Source organism: Lautropia dentalis, assembly GCF_003892345.1.
GTDB classification, from domain to species: domain Bacteria; phylum Pseudomonadota; class Gammaproteobacteria; order Burkholderiales; family Burkholderiaceae_E; genus Lautropia; species Lautropia dentalis.
This window is the reverse complement of the sequence record NZ_RRUE01000001.1, coordinates 1,303,208-1,322,117: the sequence shown is the minus strand read 5'-3', so window position 1 is coordinate 1,322,117 and position 18,910 is coordinate 1,303,208. Positions and strand designations below refer to the sequence as shown.

17 protein-coding genes and 1 pseudogene are annotated in these 18,910 nt (G+C 63.5%); 3 read left to right on the top strand and 15 right to left on the bottom strand.

Going from position 1 to position 18,910, the window contains the following annotated elements; genetic code table 11:
- Positions 1–3 precede the first annotated feature (3 nt).
- The 4 genes from EHV23_RS05075 to ndk form a co-directional block, all read right to left on the bottom strand.
- The gene (locus EHV23_RS05075) at positions 4–744 is read right to left on the bottom strand and encodes a helix-turn-helix domain-containing protein (protein ID WP_203228877.1); all 741 of its coding nucleotides are present in this window, start codon (positions 742–744) and stop codon (positions 4–6) included.
- Positions 713–1,666: a type IV pilus biogenesis/stability protein PilW gene (gene pilW, locus EHV23_RS05070; protein WP_125094983.1), complete on the bottom strand. Its 954-nt coding sequence runs from the start codon at positions 1,664–1,666 to the stop codon at positions 713–715. Before pilW ends, EHV23_RS05075 begins: the two co-directional genes overlap by 32 nt.
- A gap of 347 nt (positions 1,667–2,013) precedes the next feature.
- On the bottom strand, positions 2,014–3,231 hold the full coding sequence (gene rlmN, locus EHV23_RS05065) for a dual-specificity RNA methyltransferase RlmN (protein WP_125095531.1): 1,218 nt from the start codon (positions 3,229–3,231) through the stop codon (positions 2,014–2,016).
- A gap of 631 nt (positions 3,232–3,862) precedes the next feature.
- On the bottom strand, positions 3,863–4,288 hold the full coding sequence (gene ndk, locus EHV23_RS05060; protein WP_125094982.1) for a nucleoside-diphosphate kinase: 426 nt from the start codon (positions 4,286–4,288) through the stop codon (positions 3,863–3,865).
- Between the two features lie 718 nt (positions 4,289–5,006).
- Between ndk and EHV23_RS05055 the strand changes: the two genes are divergently transcribed.
- Positions 5,007–5,699, top strand: a complete 693-nt coding sequence (locus tag EHV23_RS05055) for a Bax inhibitor-1/YccA family protein (RefSeq protein WP_125094981.1) — start codon at positions 5,007–5,009, stop codon at positions 5,697–5,699.
- A 310-nt stretch (positions 5,700–6,009) separates the two neighbouring features.
- Here EHV23_RS05055 and EHV23_RS05050 read toward each other — a convergent pair whose 3' ends face one another.
- From EHV23_RS05050 to EHV23_RS05035, 4 genes are all read right to left on the bottom strand, one after another.
- Complete coding sequence (locus EHV23_RS05050; protein ID WP_125094980.1) at positions 6,010–6,225, bottom strand: hypothetical protein; 216 nt, start codon at positions 6,223–6,225, stop codon at positions 6,010–6,012.
- 181 nt (positions 6,226–6,406) lie between these two features.
- On the bottom strand, positions 6,407–6,619 hold the full coding sequence (locus tag EHV23_RS05045; RefSeq protein ID WP_238990283.1) for a hypothetical protein: 213 nt from the start codon (positions 6,617–6,619) through the stop codon (positions 6,407–6,409).
- 176 nt (positions 6,620–6,795) lie between these two features.
- A complete protein-coding gene (locus tag EHV23_RS05040; RefSeq protein ID WP_125094978.1) occupies positions 6,796–7,104 on the bottom strand; it encodes a hypothetical protein in 309 nt (102 codons plus the stop codon).
- A 138-nt stretch (positions 7,105–7,242) separates the two neighbouring features.
- Complete coding sequence (locus EHV23_RS05035; protein ID WP_125094977.1) at positions 7,243–7,470, bottom strand: hypothetical protein; 228 nt, start codon at positions 7,468–7,470, stop codon at positions 7,243–7,245.
- Between the two features lie 285 nt (positions 7,471–7,755).
- Between EHV23_RS05035 and EHV23_RS05030 the strand changes: the two genes are divergently transcribed.
- Positions 7,756–9,048 carry an ISL3 family transposase gene (locus EHV23_RS05030; RefSeq protein ID WP_338034504.1) on the top strand — a complete coding sequence of 431 codons (1,293 nt, stop codon included), beginning with the start codon at positions 7,756–7,758 and terminating at the stop codon, positions 9,046–9,048.
- A 508-nt stretch (positions 9,049–9,556) separates the two neighbouring features.
- On the opposite strand, the gene rlmD is transcribed toward EHV23_RS05030, so the two are convergent.
- The 4 genes from rlmD to surE all read right to left on the bottom strand — a co-directional run bounded on the left by rlmD (position 9,557) and on the right by surE (position 14,113).
- Complete coding sequence (gene rlmD / locus EHV23_RS05025; RefSeq protein ID WP_125094976.1) at positions 9,557–10,951, bottom strand: 23S rRNA (uracil(1939)-C(5))-methyltransferase RlmD; 1,395 nt, start codon at positions 10,949–10,951, stop codon at positions 9,557–9,559.
- A 314-nt stretch (positions 10,952–11,265) separates the two neighbouring features.
- Positions 11,266–12,402: a murein hydrolase activator EnvC family protein gene (locus EHV23_RS05020; protein WP_203228874.1), complete on the bottom strand. Its 1,137-nt coding sequence runs from the start codon at positions 12,400–12,402 to the stop codon at positions 11,266–11,268.
- Between the two features lie 287 nt (positions 12,403–12,689).
- Positions 12,690–13,385, bottom strand: a complete 696-nt coding sequence (locus EHV23_RS05015; RefSeq protein WP_125094974.1) for a protein-L-isoaspartate(D-aspartate) O-methyltransferase — start codon at positions 13,383–13,385, stop codon at positions 12,690–12,692.
- Positions 13,373–14,113 carry a 5'/3'-nucleotidase SurE gene (surE, locus tag EHV23_RS05010; RefSeq protein ID WP_125094973.1) on the bottom strand — a complete coding sequence of 247 codons (741 nt, stop codon included), beginning with the start codon at positions 14,111–14,113 and terminating at the stop codon, positions 13,373–13,375. Before surE ends, EHV23_RS05015 begins: the two co-directional genes overlap by 13 nt.
- Before the next feature lie 166 nt (positions 14,114–14,279).
- On the opposite strand from surE, the gene EHV23_RS05005 reads away from it, so the two are divergent.
- Entirely contained in the window at positions 14,280–14,717 is a 438-nt protein-coding gene (locus EHV23_RS05005) for a DUF2069 domain-containing protein (protein WP_238990282.1), read from the top strand.
- 648 nt (positions 14,718–15,365) lie between these two features.
- Here the strand turns inward: EHV23_RS05005 and dusA are convergent.
- From dusA to EHV23_RS04990, 3 genes and pseudogenes are all read right to left on the bottom strand, one after another.
- Positions 15,366–16,043 (bottom strand): annotated as a pseudogene (gene dusA / locus EHV23_RS15965) (tRNA dihydrouridine(20/20a) synthase DusA); the annotation flags it as partial.
- Between the two features lie 581 nt (positions 16,044–16,624).
- Positions 16,625–17,911 carry an ISL3 family transposase gene (locus tag EHV23_RS04995; protein WP_238990364.1) on the bottom strand — a complete coding sequence of 429 codons (1,287 nt, stop codon included), beginning with the start codon at positions 17,909–17,911 and terminating at the stop codon, positions 16,625–16,627.
- A 228-nt stretch (positions 17,912–18,139) separates the two neighbouring features.
- Positions 18,140–18,412 (bottom strand): hypothetical protein, encoded by a 273-nt coding sequence (locus EHV23_RS04990; protein WP_125094971.1) that lies wholly within the window; start codon positions 18,410–18,412, stop codon positions 18,140–18,142.
- Positions 18,413–18,910: the final 498 nt, after the last annotated feature.

The following is an 18,910-nucleotide window of genomic DNA, read 5'->3' as shown; positions in this document are numbered from 1 at the left end:
GCGTCACTCGGAGCCTGCCGTACCTGCAGCAGGCGTCTGATCGGCCGGCGCCCAGCTCCAGGTGACGGATTCGGTTACCTTGCCCGAGGAACGGCGAACGGCCGGGGTAGATTCTACCGACTTGCCGGACGCAAGAAACTGGTCGACCCAGTTTTGCGGCTGCCAGCGGGCAGAATCGGCACCAAACCACACGCCAGCACCGATCACGACGGCCAGGCCGGCCAGTCCGAAGAACCAGCGCCCGGCATGACTGCGGCCGGGCGGCACGTACTCGGCGCCCATGTCGGCCTGCAGCGCGGCCTGCGAATAACGCAGCCGCACGGTCAGCGGCGCCGGTTCGGCATACCCCCCCACGGTGGCCAGCAGCGGCGCCACATCCAGCCCCAGCAGCTGGCCGTAGTTGCGCAGCGCGGCCCGCACGAAGGCACGGCCGGGCAGCTCGTCGAAGCGCCCTTCCTCGAGCGCCGTGACCTGCCTCACTTGGAACTTGGTCTGGCGGGCCACATCCAGCCGGGTCCAGCGGCGGGCCTCGCGAGCCGACTGCAGGTCAGCCGGGGTGATGGCACGCGTGTGGTCACTGCCGGCTGCAGGCTGCAGCGCCCCCAGACCAGCAATGAATGGTCCGGGCGTGGACGGCGTGCCGGACAGGCCGGTTTCGTTCAGCGTGGCGGGTGCCATGTCACTGTCCTTCCCCATGCTGGCTTTCGCCATCTCACCGTCCCTGTCCATGCTGGCTTTGGCCATCCCACTGCCCTGCTCCATGCTGGCCACCGTGCTGATGATCGCCGCCATACGACTGGCCTTCACCGTGCTGCTGGTCACTGCCGTCGGACTGGCCCTGGCCATGCTGGTCGAGTTTTGCCACTTCCGGCGACTGCGGGAAGCGGTTGCGCAGCTGGACTTCGAGCTGGTCGGCGTAGCTGGTGTTGTTGCCCAGCTGCGCCACTCGAATGCCCTGGTACAGGGTTTCGGCCGTGGGCTGGTAGGTGGACAGCAGGCGGTCGGAATAGAACTTCGCCCGGTCGTAGGTACCACGCTTCAGGTACAGCTCGGCCAGATTGAACATGGCCACCGCATTGGACGGATCCAGCTTGAAGGCCTTGAGCAGGTAGCCCTCGGCACCACTGTCGTCACCCACCTGCATCAGGCAGATGCCGGCATTGTGCAGCGGCTTGGCCGGCGTGGCGTAGGTGTGGTCGGCAGCGGCCACGTCGAAGTAGCGGATGGCCTCGCGCTGGCGTCCGGTCTGGCACAGGTACCAGCCGTAGTTGTTGTTCAGTTCCGGATCCTTCGGCGTGAGCTTCAGGCCCTGGCGGAAGTTGGCATCGGCCCGCTCGCCATCGTTCATGGCGGCGTAGACCAGTGCGCGCATGCCCCAGGCGGCAGCGTAGTCGGGATCGATCTTGATGGCCTGGTCGATTTCCTGCAGGGCCAGCGGCATGTTGGCCGACTGGTAATGGCTGACCGCCAGCTCCAGACGGATGCGTGCACGACGGCGTTTCTCTTCGGCCGGCGAGACCTGGCTGCTGACCGACGACACGCTGTCACCCGAGGAGCCACCGGCGGGCGAACCGCCGCCCTTGTTGTTGACCGTTTCGGTGGTGACGCAACCAGCCATGCCCAGGCCGAGCGCCAATGCCAGAATCAGTTTTGCTTGCAGCTTCATTGTTCCATCCGTGAAAAACGTCGATCCATCCGTGATGATGCCCTGCCCGTGGCCGTGACGCCATGGCGCGCACGCCACAGGATACCGTCTGCCTGCACCCGTCCCACCACTTGTCGGGAGACCGACCCTTTTACGGGCCGCTGCAGGCAGTTCTGGTGCCCTTCCCCTGAACGCAGGCACGCCGGCCCCGTGACGCGCACCGGTTTACGGCCACCTGCTCGCAAGGCAGCGTCGTGCCCCACACCGGCATCCGCGTGCCCCAACGGGGCAGACAGGCCAGCCCCCGGCAGGACAGCGCCCCGGAAAACAGGCCAGCACTCACAGGAGGCCACCTGCCCGCCGGGAACTCAGGCGCCGGCCCCCTGGGTGGCCAGCACCTTCTCGGGACGGTGGATGCGCACCGTGCGCTCGCGCAGCCGGGTGCGGTCCACCACCTCGCCGGCCAGCTGGCCACAGGCGGCATCGATCTCGTCGCCGCGCGTGCGCCGCACGGTGGTGACGATGCCGGCCCGCAGCAGCACTTCCGAAAACTGCCGGATGGTGCGGTCGGACGAGCGGTTCAGCCCCGAGTTGGGAAACGGGTTGAACGGAATCAGGTTGAACTTGCAGGGTACATCGGCCACCAGCGACACCAGTTCGTGCGCGTGCTTCACCGTGTCATTGATGCCGTTGAGCATCACGTACTCGAAGGTGATGAAATCGCGCGGCGCCACCTTCAGGTAGCGCTGGCAGGCGGCCAGCAGTTCCTTCAGCGGATACTTGCGGTTGAGCGGAACGAGCTGGTCACGCAGCGTATCGTTGCTGGCATGCAGCGAAACCGCCAGTGCCACCGGACAGTCGTCCGACAGGCGGTCGATGAGCGGCACCACGCCGGAGGTGGAGACCGTCACACGGCGGCGCGACAGGCCGTAGGCGTGGTCGTCCAGCAACGCCCGCAGCGCCGGCAGCAGCGCACCATAGTTGAGCAGGGGCTCGCCCATGCCCATGAAGACGATGTTGCTGATGGGGCGTTCGGCGCCACCGTCGTCGAGGTCTTCGTCCATGCGTGCCATGTCGTCGGACCCGTTCCAGCGCGGCTGGGCGCCGGGCTGGCGCAGCAGCTGGTTGGCCAGCCAGATCTGCCCCAGGATTTCGGCGGTGTTGAGATTGCGCGAAAAGCCCTGTTTGCCGGTGGAGCAGAAGCTGCAGTTGACCGCACAGCCGGCCTGCGACGACACGCACAGCGTGCCACGCCGCGCCTCGGGAATGAACACGGCCTCGACCGCGTTGCCGCCACCCACGTCGAACAGCCACTTGCGGGTGGAATCGCGGGCGGTGTGATCCTTCAGCACGCCGGGGGCCCGGATGAGGGCCTGATCCTGCAGGCGCTCGCGAAAGACCCGCGCCAGATCCGTCATGGCCGACCAGTCGGAGACGCCGCGCTGGTGCACCCAGCGCATCAGCTGCTGGGCGCGGAAGGGTTTTTCACCCAGGCCAGCACAGAATTCCAGAAAACCCTTGCGGTCCAGCCCCAGCAGGTTGACGGGGCCGGCGGCCTTGCGGGCCACGGCCGTGGCCCCCGGCATGCGTGAGGTGGCTGGTGCACTGGCAGCACCCGCTGTGCTGGCGGGGCCGGCTGTTTCTGCTGCGCCCTCTGGTTGCGCAGCACCTTCCAATGCAGCCGCGCCGGCAGACCCACCGGCCATCCCATGAGGGGCACCGGCACCACCGGCGCCTGCAGGGTCTTCGGCCAGCCCGGCACGGGCCAGGGCCTGTTCACCCGGCGAAAGTGCCACGATGGCCGCAATGGCGGCGCGCGAAGCTTCGTCCGTCCGGTCGGTGGCCTCGCCGGCGGCCACCTGGGCCGAGACGATGGCCGGCCCCCGGACGGTCCGGGGGGGCGTGACCCCGGGCGCTGCACCGGGTGCAGCGCCACTGGCCGCACGGGATATCTGGCCGGATGCGCGCGCGCCGACGCCACCGGCTGCCGGAGCGGATGCACACGCACCGGCACTGCCGGATGCGTGGGCGCGCGCAGCAGACGCAGAAACGGCGCCAGCCTGCGGCGGCGCTTCGGGAATGGTGGAACGGGGTCCGTTCTGGACCGGTACGGCTTCCATGTCGATGACTCCTGACATCATTCCGAAACGGCTGCACACAAGGCGGCGCCGTCAGGCCGGGCAGCAAACGCCGCCCGGCACACGCGAAACACGATGCTCAGCGCGAGCAGATCTGCATCGATGGGAAGAAGAAGGCGATCTCGTTGGCCGCCGTTTCGGGAGCGTCGGAGCCGTGCACGGCGTTGGCGTCGATGCTGTCGGCGAAGTCGGCGCGGATGGAGCCTTTTTCGGCTTTCTTGGGATCGGTGGCGCCCATCAGCTCGCGGTTGCGCAGGATGGCGTTTTCACCTTCCAGCACCTGCACCATGACGGGGCCGGAGATCATGAAGGCGACCAGGTCCTTGAAGAAGGGGCGCTCCTTGTGGACGGCGTAGAAGGCTTCGGCTTCGGCCTTGGAGAGCTGCATCATGCGGGCAGCGACGACTTTCAGGCCGGCGGATTCGAAGCGGGCGAGGATCTGGCCGATGACATTCTTGGCCACGGCATCGGGTTTGATGATGGACAGGGTTCTTTCGACAGCCATGGGTAGCTCCGTTGTGGCCCGGTGCGCCAGAGGGCGGCGGGCGGCTTGATTTGGGACAAAGGACACACGCCCTTTGCTGGGTCAATCTTGCATTATAGCCGGAATGAACGGCGCTTACACCGTCACGGACGGTCAATCGGGAACGGAAGGGTGACCCCTGGCTTTGCGACCCGTGTTGCCGACAGGCAGGAGGCGGCTTACGGGCGACTTGCGGGCAGGGCGACGCGGGGAGCGGGAGACTCCTGCGGCTCATGCGCTCAGCCCGTTTTTGACGTCCACGACCTTCGTCGTGGCCGGCAAAAACAGGCGCCTGTGAACTTTTTTGCCCTGTGGGCAAAAAAGGTTCCACGGCTACCGCGAAATCGCCGCAGGAGCCTCCCGCTCCCCATGCCGCTTCCAGGATTCGCCCATGGCGACTTCGACGGGGGCTGATGCTGCGGCAATGTCGCTAGAACTGACTGCCCCCCACCTGCCGGCTGACCCCTTGTGGCACTGCTCTCTCGCCACCATGTGTAAGGAATGATTCCCCGGCCGACCAGAGTAGCCGACAGGCCGCCGAAAAGCGGAAAACTGTCAACCGAAACAGCAGGTTGCACGTCTATAATGGTCGCAGCATGTCATGACCCCATGGGTTTCTGTACAGACCCATGCGTTCATGACATGTTCCACTGGCCCATTGTCTGACTTTGGCCCCCTTTCCCCTTCCGGAGACCATTCCATGGCGATCGACCAACTCTCCCCCCACTATCAGGATGCTGCGGTCAGCACCGAAACCCGCAACCGCGTGCTGCGCAACACCTATGGCCTGCTGGCCCTGTCGATGATTCCCACCGTCATCGGCGCCTGGGTCGGCATTGCCACCCGCTTCTCCCTCTTTGCCGGCAGTCCGGCCATCGGCTTCATCGCCTTCCTGGCCATCGCCTGGGGCTTCATGTTTGCCATCAACCGCTACAAAAACAGCAGCGCCGGTATTCTACTGCTGCTGGGCTTCACCTTCTTCATGGGGCTGATGCTCTCGCGGCTGCTGGGTTACGTACTGGGCATGGCCAACGGCACCTCCATCGTCATGATGGCCTTCGGCAGCACGGCCGCCATCTTCGGTGTCATGGCTACCATCGCCACCGTCTCGAAGCGTGACTTCTCCGGCATGGGCAGCTGGCTGTTCGTCGGCATGATCGTCATCCTGCTGGCGGCGTTCGCCAACATCTTCCTGCAGATCCCGGGCATGATGCTGGCCATCTCGGCCCTGAGCACCGTGGTGTTCTCGCTCTTCATCCTGTTCGATCTGAACCGGGTCGTCACCGGCGGCGAGACCAACTACGTGATGGCCACGCTGTCGGTCTACATCAGCCTGTACAACGTGTTCAGCAACCTGTTGGCACTGTTCGGCATCGGCGGCGGCAACGACTGATCACCCCACCCCGTCAGTCAGGCCGCCCCTTGGGCGGCTCGACCCCCTCGCAAGAAACCGGCTTTGATCCTCTGATCCGGCCGGTTTTTTGTTGCCTGTGTGTTGCGGCCCCCGGGCACGCCAGCGTGGCGCGAGGAAACAACCCTAAATCCGGGGTTACCCCCTCCGGAAACTGGAAGCCACAGGCAGTGAAACACGACTGCACAAGATGTGTGTGAACGCTTTTTGGCGCGGGATTGGGGAGGCAGAAGACATCCTCTTCCGGCAATGGCAGGGCTATTGGAATGGGATTTCCGCAGAACCTGCGCACTCAGGGGCGATTGATGAAGTAATACAGCGAGGTGACGATAAAAACCTGCCCTACAGAAATGATGATGGTGAGGTAGAGAGGAAAGGAGACGACATGATTTCTGTCCAGAATAAACATGGCAACGCTAGCGAGGATGAAACCGGTTGCCACCGTGATGCCTCCTGGGCTGAAACAACCAAGTCTGCCCATGCTGGTGCCCATGGCGAACAGGCACATGTAGTATGCAACAAGGATAATCAGTATGTGATCGGGAATATATATTTGCATTGCAAACCTCTTTCTGAATGGAGAGGAAATGTTGGGGCTCGCATATCTCCTTAAGTATATGGTTTCCGGATGGACGCCATTCCGGATCATGAGCTGCGCTCATGATCCGGTCCATGCTTCTCCCGATTTACTACTTGCCCAGCTCGTAGGCTGCGTAGCCAATGGCTCCGCCCACCACTGCGCCGCCCAAACCACCAACGACTGCACCGATTGGACCACCGAAAGTACCCATCGAGCCGCCGATCTTTGCCCCCTCTACTGCTCCGGCCACACCGAAACCGGCTGCTCCAACGGCCGTCGCGCCACTCCGGTCACCACCGGAAATCATGTCTATTTCATTCATGTTCAGATCACGCATATTTACCTCCTGGAAAGTTGCGGATTGAAATTGCACCCGGAAATCCGGGCATGAGTCATGTGCACAGATGGACACCAGCCTGCCCTGTGCCAATGCCTTTCAGGGCAGACATTCACCTAAGCCCGATGAATGCCTGCCCGACCATGCCAATATCCTGCCAGTCAGGGGCGATCAATGATGTAGTACAGCAATGTCGAGATGAAGGCTGGCCCAGCGGAAATCATGATCGTGAGGTACAACGGAAAGGAAACGATACGCCTCCTGTCCAGAATAAACAAGGTAGTACCGGCCAGAATATAACCAGCCGCCAGCGTGATGCCTCCCGGGCTGAGATAGCCAATTCCGCCCATACTGCTGCCCACGCCCATCAGAACGATGTAGTACGTGTAGAGAAAAATCCTTATGCGACTTGGGACGCGTATATGTGTTGCGGAACTGTTTTCAGTTGATTCGTGAGTGCTGGGCTGCATGAATTTCCTGAGACATTCGGTTGTTCGGTCAGACGGAAGCTGATTTCAGGTTTGAATCAGCGCAGGCGACTTCCCGGTTGATTCCTTTCTGGATCATGAGCCATGCTCATGATCCAGTACAGAATTCTTTCCTGATTACTACTTGCCGAGTTCATAGGCTGCGTAACCAATGGCGCCACCCACTACTGCGCCACCCAGACCGCCGACCACAGCGCCAATGGGCCCACCGAAGGTACCCATGCTTCCGCCGATCTTCGCGCCTTCTACCGCTCCAGCCACCCCGAAGCCAGCTGCCCCAATGGCCGTGGCATCTCCCCGGTCGGCCCCGGAAACGGCGTCGATTTCATTCATGTTCAGATCACGCATTGGTTTATCTCCTTGAAAATTGCGGATTGAATTTGCACGCAAGGGAGGGGGTATTTCGCTGCATCACCCGGGCAGGCACAGGTGGAGTTTGATCGCGAGCAAACCATACGACTCCGCCGCGAATACCGGTTTCGTTTCCCGTTTGCGTAGCCGCATCCTAACATCGTGATTTTCCAGAACTGGACCAGCTCTCCCCAATAAAAATGGGTCTTCGCGGATCAGTGTGGATGACCTGGAGGGTGGAATCGGCGTTTGACGCCTGAAATCAAGGACTTTACAGCACAGATGATGATGTCGTATCGTGCATCGATACTGGATCGAGGTGCTGTGCATGAAAACAGGTCGCAGTCTGAGGGAACTTTTGTCCGTTCCCGGCTTCGTGGCATCGGCGAGGTTGAAGGGAATCTTCGGGGACCCCAAGGCGAGAGTCGTGCAGCTGAGACGCCGAAAAAAACGGCCATTTGCTCAAATTGCGGGCAGCGCTGCCGGGGGCGTTACGACCAGCGGAGGTGCCGTGTGCGGGATCTTCGGGTGGCAGGCTGGGTGGTGTACCTGGAGTTCGAACGTTGGCGGGTACGGTGTTCGGGGTGCGGTGGCGTGCATGTAGAACGGCTTGACTGGCTGGCGCAGAATCCACGCTATACCGAGCGCTTTGCGCTGCATGTCGGCAGGTTGTGCACGAGCATGAGCAACAAGGCCGTGGCAGAGCTGGAGCGGCTTCACGACAGCACGGTGAAGGATCTGTCGAAGCTGTACATGCAGGAACAGGTTCGTCGTGCCGGTCGGCTCAGGCCCAGAGCGATAGGCATCGATGAGATAGCGGTCAGAAAGGGGCATGACTATCGCGTGGTGGTCAGTGATCTGGACCAGGGCAGACCGATATGGATGGGCGGCAACGGACGCACGCAAGCCGATGTGGAGCAGTTCTTCGCCCAGCTGGGGAGCAAGGCAAGCGATGGCATCGAGCTTGTGGTGATCGACATGTGGCGCCCGTTTCGCAACGCGGTGCGCGACAAGGCTCCTAACGCAGCGATCGTGTTCGACAAGTTCCACATCATGCGGCATCTCTCGAAGGCGCTCGATCAGGTCAGGCGCGACGAGTACAAGCGTCTGCAAGGCAAGGACAGGTCGTGGATCAAGGGGCAGCGCTATACGCTGCTGTCGGCACGGGAGAACCTGACATTGGAGGGACGGCAGGCACTCAAGAAGCTGCTGGCAGCCAATCGGCGGCTGAACACGGCCTACCTGCTGAAGGAGTCGTTTGGGCAGCTGTGGAGCTACAGAACCGAGCGCGGTGCCAGGGCGTTCTTCGAGCGCTGGAAACAGAGCCTGCGATGGCAGCGTCTTGAACCGTACCGAAAGTTTGCCGAAATGATAGAGCGGCACTGGGATGGCATTGCCGCCTACTGCCGACCCGAGAACAAGGTCAGCCTGGGGATGGTGGAGGGGCTGAACAACAAGATCCGGGTCATTCAGCGCAGTGCTTACGGATACCGGGATGAGGACTATCTGAGGCTCAAGGTCATTGCCAGTTTCCTGCCCCCGCTACCCGAAAACGCCCGATTGCACCCACACTGATCCGCGAAGACCCATAAAAATTATGGTTTTTGATACGTGATGTTTCTTCAAATATCACAGGATTTGTCGTGCAACAGTCAATGTCGTCTGATGCCATTTTATTTCAGCTCATGTCGTACGGGACAAATGGTGCTCACCTCGCTCCCACCGATATCGCAACAGCCTCCGATCCGGATCATTTGCTGCGCTGGCAGCCACGTCGGCATGGGACTCCTCTGAGCAAAGTCTCATCGTCGCCAGTGAACTATGTCGCGTTCAAGATGCAGAGCACCGCGTGCCTGTGATTTTTGTTGTCTGTCCGTTACGGACACACCTCCCCGGCAAGTCGCAAGCCCCGGGCGACGGATTGCTTCTTTCGCAACTTCGCACAGTCGCGCCGCGCAGCAGCAGCCATAACCACAGCGCGAGGCCTCTCCCAGCGCGCCAGCGCGGCACGAAGAAGCAACCCGCAGTCCGGGGCTTCCCCCACCGCAAGCATCCTCCAGAAACTGCAGTCCGGGGGTCTGCGTCAGCGCGTCAGCAGCGCAATCGACTCCACATGCCCCGTATGTGGGAACATGTTGGCCACCCCCGCCTTTTCGACCGTCCAGTGCCCCTCGTGCACCATCAGCCCCAGATCCCGCGCCAGCGTCGCCGGATTGCACGACACATACACCATTCGCGCCGGCCGTGCCGCCACCGGCAGCGCCGCCAGCACCCGTGCCACCGCCAGCGCCCCGTCGCGGGGCGGGTCGATCAGCAGCCGGTCCACGCCACCGAACGCGTGCCAGTCATTTGTCGTGAATTCGAAAAGGTTGGCCATGCGAAACTGCACGCCCCCCTTGCCCGGCGCGGCCCTGAGCACCTGCCGGTTGGCCTGTGCATTCCGGCGCCCCCGCTCGACCAGGGCGTTGACGCCCTCCACGCCCAGCACCTGCCGCGCCCGGGTGGCCAGCGGCAGCGTGAAATTGCCCAGCCCGCAGAACAGGTCCACCACCCGGTGATCGGGCTGCACGTCCAGCATCTGCACCGCGCGTGACAGCAGCTGCCGGTTGATGCCGGCATTGACCTGGGTGAAATCGGTTGGACCGAAGGGAATGCGAATGCCGAATTCCGGCAGCTCGTAGGCCAGCGCCGACACGCCCTCCGGGTTGCCCTGTGCATCACACAGCAGCCGGGCCGAATCCGGGCCCCCCGGCTGCTGCCAGATCTCGGCGCCGTGCTCGCGTCCGAAGGCGAGCAGCCGCCGGTGATCGTCCGCAGTCAGCGGCAGCAGGGTCCGGAACACCAGCGCCAGCGGATGGTGGGGGGGCTGCGCACAGTCACCAACCGCCACCTCGATCTGCGGCATGCGGTTGCGGATGGACAGCGCGCCCACCAGGGCATGCAGGGCCGGCAGCATGTCCGACACCTTCTGCGGCAGGATGGCACATTCCTGCAGGTCGGTGACGTAGCTGGATTTTTTCTCGTGAAACCCGATCAGCACCCCGCCCTTCGAGGGCACGTCCCGCACGGCCAGGCGGGCGCGGAAGCGGTAGCCCCAGGTGGGGCCTTCCATCGGCGGCAGCATCTGGGCGGGCCGTACGCGCCCCAGGTGCCAGAGCGTGTCTTCGAGCACGCGCTGCTTGTAGGCCACCTGGGCACGCAGATCGGCATGCTGCAGGTTGCAGCCACCGCAGATGCCATAGCTCGGACATCGGGGATCGATGCGGTTGGGATTGGGCTGTGCAATGCGCTGGATGTCGGCCACGTCGAAGCGGGGCTTGCTGCGCAGCACGCGCGCCTCGATCTGCTCGCCGGGCAGTCCGCCCTGCACGAACACCACCTTGCCGCCGGCATGGGCAATGCCCTGCCCGTCCAGATCCACCGATTCGATCCGGACATTCAGTAGCCGGGGTGGTTCCGCACAGGCCAGGTCAACCATGGTCGTAGTGAGAGGTGCAGGAACGGGAGCGTCCATGGGGACCGCCCCACCGTTGGGCGCAGGCCTGTTGTGAGCAGTTACAGGGACGGGCCCTGATACAGGCGCAGACCAGGGCGCCGGGGCGGCACCCGGCCGCGACGGGCGACGCGAATGGCCGCTACCAGCGCGCGAGCTACCCCTGCCGTCGCGTGAGTTGCCACTGCCGGCGTGTGAAGAGGATTTGCCCCGGCGATGCTGCCTGCCCGGGGCGCTGGTGGAAGAAGCCTGCACGCCGGCGCGTGTCCTGGACCTGTTCATCCCCACGCTGGCCTGGATCAGCGTTTGGGCAGCACGCCGGCAGGGTCCACCGGCTTGCCGGCCTGGCGAACCTCGAAGTGCAGCGCGCTCTGGTTGCCACCGGCCGTGCCGAGTTCGCCGATCTTCTGTCCACGGGTGACCTGCTGGCCTTCCTTCACGGCCAGGCTGCGGTTGTGGGCATAGACCGACAGCATCTCGTTGCTGTGTTTGATGATGATGAGGTTGCCGTAACCGCGCGGCCCTTCTCCGCTGAAAATGACCTTGCCGTCGGCCGCGGCCTGCACCGCCTCACCGGTCTTGCCAGAGAGCAGCAGCCCCTTGTTGTTCACGCCATCGAAGCCCTGCAGCACGCTACCGGCGAGGGGCCAGCTGAAGCGCACGCCATCGAAGTTGCGCGTAGCGCTGGGCACGGCAGGAGTCTTGCCCGCTGCCGGCTGGGATTCAGCAGCGGCCCCGGCCCTGTCGGCCGCAGCCTGCGTACCGGCAGGGGCGCTTTTGCCCTTGCCGATCTCGCCGGGAGCCGTCACCGGACTGGCCACGGCAGCGGACGCCGCGGCACCGGCTGCACCAGCCGCCGCACCTGCACGTCCACCCTGGTCACGGGCGCCGGCCTGACCCGCCTGCGGGGCACCCGGTGCACCCTGGGCGGCACGGCCAGCACCTGCGGCAGGGTTGCCGCCACCGGCCTGACCGGCCGCGCCCATGCCCACGGCACCGGTCTGTACGGCCCGGGCCACCTGTTCGGCGCGGGGCAGCGGCGGACGTGGTGTGCCGTAGGCGCGCTTGATGCCCTGCGGCCCCACCTTCACGCCGACATCGTCGGGCAGGCCCCAGCGTCCGGGTGTGTTGATGGCGCCCTGGTAGATCGGGGTGACCTGGGCGGTATCGACCGCCTCGCCCTGTCCGCGGCCCGCCTGGCCGTCGGCGGAGGGCTGACCATAGCCGCTCTGGCCCAGCGGACCGGGACCGCCGGGATGCTTCGACACGTCACCGGGCAGCGTCTGGACCGTGGTCGTCCGGCTCTTTTCCGGCATGGGGGTGCGGTGCACCACCGGTGCCGGGCGGGTGGCGGCACAGCCGGCCATCAGCACGGCCAGCGAGGCCACCAGCAGCGGGCGCGTCTGTCTGTTGAGCGCATCGAGTTTCAAGATCATTCCTCCGTCTTAACCACCGGCGTTTGGGGACACCGAAAGATACCCGAAACGCCGACCCCCTGCCCTAAGTTCCCGTTTCGTACGCCCAACGCGCACTTTGCGGAGACAGACGGGCTACAACGCACGCCAGCCATGCGCGACGAAAGGGCGTTTCCCTCCGGGCTGGCTCCAGATCCCTGCGCTGCCAGCGTTGCCCTGCGTGCCAGGGCAACCAGTCTGGCCTGCGCGCTGCCTTTTCAGCACACAGACCATGGGCCAGCGCAGGAACGAATGCGTTCATGAACACCCTAACGTGCCACCCCGGCACGCAGCGGCACGAATCGTACCGGATCCAGCACCGTCAGCGACCAGTCTTCCTGGCTGACACGGTCGACGACATGGAGCGTCTGGACATCACTGTCGGGAGCCTTGACCGGTGCCACCAGGCGCCCGCCCACGGCCATCTGCCGCAGCCAGTCCTTCGAGATCGACTCGCTGGCGGCCGCACTGATCACCACGTCGTAGGGCGCACCGGCGGTGACGCCTGCCGTACCGTCTCCGAAGATCAGCCGCAGGTTGGGCAGCCGGAAGGGACGCACGTTGACCTTGGCCAGCTCGTGCAGCCAGTGTACCCGCTCCACCGACACCACATCGGCAAACAGGCGGGCCATCACGGTGGCCTGATAGCCGCAGCCGGTACCGATTTCCAGTGCCCGCAGCCGGCGCACCTCCTGCGGACGCACGGATTCTGCCAGCAGCCACAACATGCGGGCGACCGTGGACGGCCGGGAGATGGTCTGGCCATGACCGATGGGCAGGGCCACGTCCTCGTAGGCGCGGCTGGCCAGCCCCTGCTCGACGAACAGGTGGCGCGGCACCTTCTTCATGGCGCCCAGCACGAGATCTGAATCGATGCCCTGCGCGTGCAGCTGCTCGACCATGCGCAGCCGCGCACGCTCGGAGACCAGACCGTCGCTGTCGGAACGCTGGATCAGGCCAGCCATTGCCGCGTCTTGTCCAGCTGGGCGCGTGCGGTCAGGTCGATCTGCAGCGGGCTGATCGAGACCTTGCCGTGGGCCGTGGCATGAAAATCGGTGCCCGGGCCGTTGTCCTGCTCGGGGCCGGCCTTGCCGATCCAGTACACCGTCTCGCCGCGCGGATTCTGCGCCGGAATCACGGGTTCGCTGTGGTGACGGCGCCCCAGGCGCGTGACCTCGAAGCCCTGCAGTTCCGTATAAGGCACGGCCGGGATGTTGACGTTGAGCAGCACCGGTTCCTGCCAGGGGCTGGCCAGCTGGCGCTGCACCAGCTCGCGGGCCACGCGCACCGCCGTGTCCAGATGCGGGTAGCCCTTTTTGACCAGCGAGAACGCAATGGCGGGAATGCCCAGCAGGTACCCTTCGGTGGCAGCCGCCACCGTGCCGGAATAGATGGTGTCGTCACCCATGTTGGCACCGTCGTTGATGCCGGAGAGCACCAGATCGGGACGATGCTCGAGCAGACTGGTCACCGCCACGTGCACGCAGTCGGAGGGTGTGCCGTCGACGAAATGGAAACCATTGGCTGCCTGCCGGACCGTGAGCGGACGGCTCAGCGTCAGCGAGTTGGAGGCACCGGAACGGTCGCGCTCCGGGGCAAAGACGATGATGTCGGCCAGATCGGCCAGTGCGCCGGCCAGCGCCTCGATGCCGGGCGCAAAATAGCCGTCGTCATTACTGATCAGTATTCGCATCAGGGCATTCTATCAATGCGCGGCCCGCCACTGGTACTGCCGGCAGGGCGGGCGTGGCATCGATGCAGCGCAGGATGCGTCTTTTCGGGGATAATCCCGGCCACTCCAGCACTTTCCGGCTCGCTCGAAGCCCGCATTCCGGCTCCTCTTCACGAAACACGCCGCCATGTCCACCGAACCATCTCCCATCCCTGCCCCGTCCCGTGCCGCGCTGCAGGCAGCCTGCCAGCGCTGGCGGCTGCTGTCGGTGGCCCAGGTGGCCGGCCTGATCGTGCTGGGCAGCCTGTGGGAACTGTGGCTGGCGCCGCTGAAGCCGGGCGGCTCGCTGCTGGTGTTCAAGGTGCTGCCGCTGGTGTTCGTGCTGCCCGCGCTGATCCGCGGCTGGGTCAAGCCCTACCAGCTCTGGACCATGCTGATCCTGCTGTACCTGTGCGAGGGCATCGTGCGTGGCATGAGCGACCCGAACGGCCTGTCGGCCACCCTGGGCTGGCTGGAGGCGCTGCTGTCGGCGGGCTCCTATGTAACGCTGATGCTCTATGTGCGCACCTACCGGCAGATGGTGGACCCGGACGGGGCAAAGCGCAGGAAACGCAGGGCACGCTGATCAGCCTTCGCGCCCGGCCAGCCGTTCTGCCTGCCGGGCCGCTTCGGCCTCGACCTGGGCACACACGGTGCGCAGCCACTGCGGATCGTTGCGGGCCAGCGCCTGCGGGTCACTGAGCTGGCGCCGCCAGATTCGCGCCGCCGGCTGGCCATGGTAGAGCCCCAGCACATGGCGGGCCAGATGGCGCAGTTCCACGCCCTGCGCCGCCCCGCGTTCCAAATAGCCGACCAGCGCATCGACGACAGCTGCACGGGTGAGTGCCGCATTGCCTTCGGGCAGTGCTGCTGCTGAACTGGCTACGGATGCACGCGTCACCGCCGACGGAGGTTCATCGATCACGCCACGCAGCCCGCTCACAAAAGCCTCGTCCACCTCGGCATGCGCCGCCAGCCACGCATCCACACCAGCCAGCAGCCAGGGCTCGTGATAGGCCTTGCGGCCGTACATCAGCCCGGTCAGCGGCTGCAACGGCCGGCGGGCTGCTGCCAGCGCCGTCAGGGATTCCAGATGTACCGGGTCTACCGCCGGCACCGCAACTGGCGCCCCGGCCATTGCAGGAACGGCCGGCGTGGATGACGGCGCCCCCACCTTTGCAGAAGGAACCGACGCTGCATGGGCCGGATCGGTCGCCACCGCCAGCCCCATGGCCAGATCCTGCAGACCGCCATTGAGTTCGAACGCGCAGTGCGAAAAATCCTGCGCCAGCCGGTGCACCACTGCGTAGCGCAGCGGTGGAATCTCGCGATTGGCCTTCGGATCCAGCCCGTCCAGCCAGGCATTGCGCGCGTGCACGATAAAGCGCCGGCAACCCGCCGCCGCCACCGTTTCCACGAAGCGGTACACGAAGGCGTAATCCTCATGCCGGTCGATACCGATGCGATGCTTGACCGTGACCGGCACAGGCACCACGGCCTGCATGGCGGCCACGCAGTCGGCCACGCGCTGCGGCTCGGCCATCAGGCAGGCCCCAAAAGCCCCCTCCCGCACCCGGTCGCTGGGGCAGCCGCAGTTCAGGTTGATCTCGTCGTAGCCATAGGCCACGCCCTCCCGGGCCGCACGCGCCAGCAGCTGCGGGTCATTGCCCCCCAGCTGCAGCACCACCCGCTCACCCTCCTCACCCCGGCCCAACAAATGGTCCAGATCGCCATGTGCAATGGCCTGCGCCGTGACCATTTCGGTGTACAGCCATGCCTGCCGTGACAGCAGCCGGTGAAAGCTGCGACAGTGCCGGTCCGTCCATTCCATCATGGGTGCGACCGAGACGCGGAAGCCGGCGGGCAACGCTGGTGAGGCAGCGTTGTTTGAAACGGAGGAAACGTGAGACATCGAAGGTGCTGCGTCCGTTGGGATCAGCGTGGATTCTAGAACGTGTCATGTCCTCGCCAATGCATGCCGGGTCCTCTGTTCATGGAAGACGACTCCGATGTGGGACGCGCCCCGGAGCAGGACGTCCCTGCGGCTCATACGCTCACTGAAGCTTTGTTGCCCACGACCTGCGTCGTGGGCAACAAACCTCCAGGGCTAAAACACTTTCCGACAACCGGGGCTGCGCCCCGCCTGTCAGAAAGTCGTTCACGCCTACCGCGAAATCGCCGCAGTGACGTCCCGCTCCGCGGCGCTTGGTGCCTTGCGGGGATCAGACCGGGGTACATCCCTGCCCTCACGCTCAATTGCTCCATCGCCACACCGCTTTGACGGCAAGACGCCTTCAAAAAATAACCAAACACCACCCGAATAAAACCGCACTCAGGGGCAGATAATCAATCAGACTTTGACAAAACCCTGACACAGGAAACGACAACACAAACCAACGAACACAACAGCAGAAAACCAGAAAAGTCACCAATGCCCTTTGACTCCAGCCAAAGCATCAAAGAAACCGGCAAAAAAATGAGGGTCTTCGCGGATCAGTGTGGGTGCAATCGGGCGTTTTCGGGTAGCGGGGGCAGGAAACTGGCAATGACCTTGAGCCTCAGATAGTCCTCATCCCGGTATCCGTAAGCACTGCGCTGAATGACCCGAATCTTGTTGTTCAGGCCCTCCACCATCCCCAGGCTGACCTTGTTCTCGGGTCGGCAGTAGGCGGCAATGCCATCCCAGTGCCGCTCTATCATTTCGGCAAACTTTCGGTACGGTTCAAGACGCTGCCATCGCAGGCTCTGTTTCCAGCGCTCGAAGAACGCCCTGGCACCGCGCTCGGTTCTGTAGCTCCACAGCTGCCCAAACGACTCCTTCAGCAGGTAGGCCGTGTTCAGCCGCCGATTGGCTGCCAGCAGCTTCTTGAGTGCCTGCCGTCCCTCCAATGTCAGGTTCTCCCGTGCCGACAGCAGCGTATAGCGCTGCCCCTTGATCCACGACCTGTCCTTGCCTTGCAGACGCCTGTACTCGTCGCGCCTGACCTGATCGAGCGCCTTCGAGAGATGCCGCATGATGTGGAACTTGTCGAACACGATCGCTGCGTTGGGAGCCTTGTCGCGCACCGCGTTGCGAAACGGGCGCCACATGTCGATCACCACAAGCTCGATGCCATCGCTTGCCTTGCTCCCCAGCTGGGCGAAGAACTGCTCCACATCGGCTTGCGTGCGTCCGTTGCCGCCCATCCATATCGGTCTGCCCTGGTCCAGATCACTGACCACCACGCGATAGTCATGCCCCTTTCTGACCGCTATCTCATCGATGCCTATCGCTCTGGGCCTGAGCCGACCGGCACGACGAACCTGTTCCTGCATGTACAGCTTCGACAAATCCTTCACCGTGCTGTCGTGAAGCCGCTCCAGCTCTGCCACGGCCTTGTTGCTCATGCTCATGCACAACCTGCCGACATGCAGCGCAAAGCGCTCGGTATAGCGTGGATTCTGCGCCAGCCAGTCAAGCCGTTCTACATGCACGCCGCCGCACCCCGAACACCGTACCCGCCAACGTTCGAACTCCAGGAACACCACCCAGCCTGCCACCCGAAGATCCCGCACACGGCACCTCCGCTGGTCGTAACGCCCCCGGCAGCGCTGCCCGCAATTTGAGCAAATGGCCGTTTTTTTCGGCGTCTCAGCTGCACGACTCTCGCCTTGGGGTCCCCGAAGATTCCCTTCAACCTCGCCGATGCCACGAAGCCGGGAACGGACAAAAGTTCCCTCAGACTGCGACCTGTTTTCATGCACAGCACCTCGATCCAGTATCGATGCACGATACGACATCATCATCTGTGCTGTAAAGTCCTTGATTTCAGGCGTCAAACGCCGATTCCACCCTCCAGGTCATCCACACTGATCCGCGAAGACCCAGAAAAATTTGAAATCGGCTGTTCGCGCTGGATGAATGCAAGAAAGGCAGAGGAAACTATGCTCATGAATCAACCTCAATTTTACGGATTATCAAGGAAAACGTTCCGCTCAGGAAACCGATAACCAGTACACATCATCAACTCACAACCGTCCCTTGAACATATCTTGCCAAAAATACATAAACCAGGCACCAAACAGGGAAAGGAACGCAATCAGAAGCCCCCCAAAAACGCCTTTCAAAAACTCTACATCATCGGAAAATACAAGAAAATCTAATTCTGACAAACAGAGCACCGACAAGAAAACAATTTTTGTAAATTTCCATAACCCCATCTCACGCTCGGCGGCCCAAACGGGGAACCATGTAACAACCATCACCACCAAAGTAGAAAATATCATATCAGCAGTCGACATTCCACATCCTCGGTCAATATAAAATTCATCCAACAGGAAGGGGCCATCTCCCTCCCCCTTTGCTCAATTGCCGATTGTTCAGCACTCCGTTGGTCGCTTGTTGAATGGCCCGCTGCTTGGCAAGGCTGGCCGCCTTGCCAAGCTGGACAACGCCGGTAGCGCACGGATTCGGGGCCAGCCCGGAGGCCCCCCTTGAGCGCGCATGACTGCGTTGGCAGTGCCTTGAAGCCATCCAGGATTCTTCGGCCCTGCCGCCTCGTCCTGCACGCCCAAAGGGGGCCCAGGACCAAGCGTCAGACACGCTCAAAACTCAGCCCCGCATCCCCCCCCCTCCCGCAAGGCACCAAGCGCCGCGGAGCGGGGCGTCACTGCGGCGATTTCGCGGTACGCGTGAACGACTTTCTGACAGGCGGGGCGCAGCCCCGGTTGTCGGAAAGTGTTATAGCGCTGGAGGTTTGTTGACCACGACGCAGGTCGTGGGCAACAAAGCTTCAGTGA

Excerpts from the sequence above, each read along its gene's own strand:
- EHV23_RS05075 (WP_203228877.1), bottom strand. The coding sequence starts at position 744 with ATGGCCAAAGCCAGCATGGACAGGGACGGTGAGATGGCGAAAGCCAGC.
- pilW (WP_125094983.1), bottom strand. The coding sequence starts at position 1,666 with ATGAAGCTGCAAGCAAAACTGATTCTGGCATTGGCGCTCGGCCTGGGC.
- rlmN (WP_125095531.1), bottom strand. The coding sequence starts at position 3,231 with ATGCCGGGGGCCACGGCCGTGGCCCGCAAGGCCGCCGGCCCCGTCAAC.
- ndk (WP_125094982.1), bottom strand. The coding sequence starts at position 4,288 with ATGGCTGTCGAAAGAACCCTGTCCATCATCAAACCCGATGCCGTGGCC.
- EHV23_RS05055 (WP_125094981.1), top strand. The coding sequence starts at position 5,007 with ATGGCGATCGACCAACTCTCCCCCCACTATCAGGATGCTGCGGTCAGC.
- EHV23_RS05050 (WP_125094980.1), bottom strand. The coding sequence starts at position 6,225 with ATGTGCCTGTTCGCCATGGGCACCAGCATGGGCAGACTTGGTTGTTTC.
- EHV23_RS05045 (WP_238990283.1), bottom strand. The coding sequence starts at position 6,619 with ATGAATGAAATAGACATGATTTCCGGTGGTGACCGGAGTGGCGCGACG.
- EHV23_RS05040 (WP_125094978.1), bottom strand. The coding sequence starts at position 7,104 with ATGCAGCCCAGCACTCACGAATCAACTGAAAACAGTTCCGCAACACAT.
- EHV23_RS05035 (WP_125094977.1), bottom strand. The coding sequence starts at position 7,470 with ATGCGTGATCTGAACATGAATGAAATCGACGCCGTTTCCGGGGCCGAC.
- EHV23_RS05030 (WP_338034504.1), top strand. The coding sequence starts at position 7,756 with ATGATGATGTCGTATCGTGCATCGATACTGGATCGAGGTGCTGTGCAT.
- rlmD (WP_125094976.1), bottom strand. The coding sequence starts at position 10,951 with ATGGTTGACCTGGCCTGTGCGGAACCACCCCGGCTACTGAATGTCCGG.
- EHV23_RS05020 (WP_203228874.1), bottom strand. The coding sequence starts at position 12,402 with ATGATCTTGAAACTCGATGCGCTCAACAGACAGACGCGCCCGCTGCTG.
- EHV23_RS05015 (WP_125094974.1), bottom strand. The coding sequence starts at position 13,385 with ATGGCTGGCCTGATCCAGCGTTCCGACAGCGACGGTCTGGTCTCCGAG.
- surE (WP_125094973.1), bottom strand. The coding sequence starts at position 14,113 with ATGCGAATACTGATCAGTAATGACGACGGCTATTTTGCGCCCGGCATC.
- EHV23_RS05005 (WP_238990282.1), top strand. The coding sequence starts at position 14,280 with ATGTCCACCGAACCATCTCCCATCCCTGCCCCGTCCCGTGCCGCGCTG.
- EHV23_RS04995 (WP_238990364.1), bottom strand. The coding sequence starts at position 17,911 with ATGTCGTATCGTGCATCGATACTGGATCGAGGTGCTGTGCATGAAAAC.
- EHV23_RS04990 (WP_125094971.1), bottom strand. The coding sequence starts at position 18,412 with ATGTCGACTGCTGATATGATATTTTCTACTTTGGTGGTGATGGTTGTT.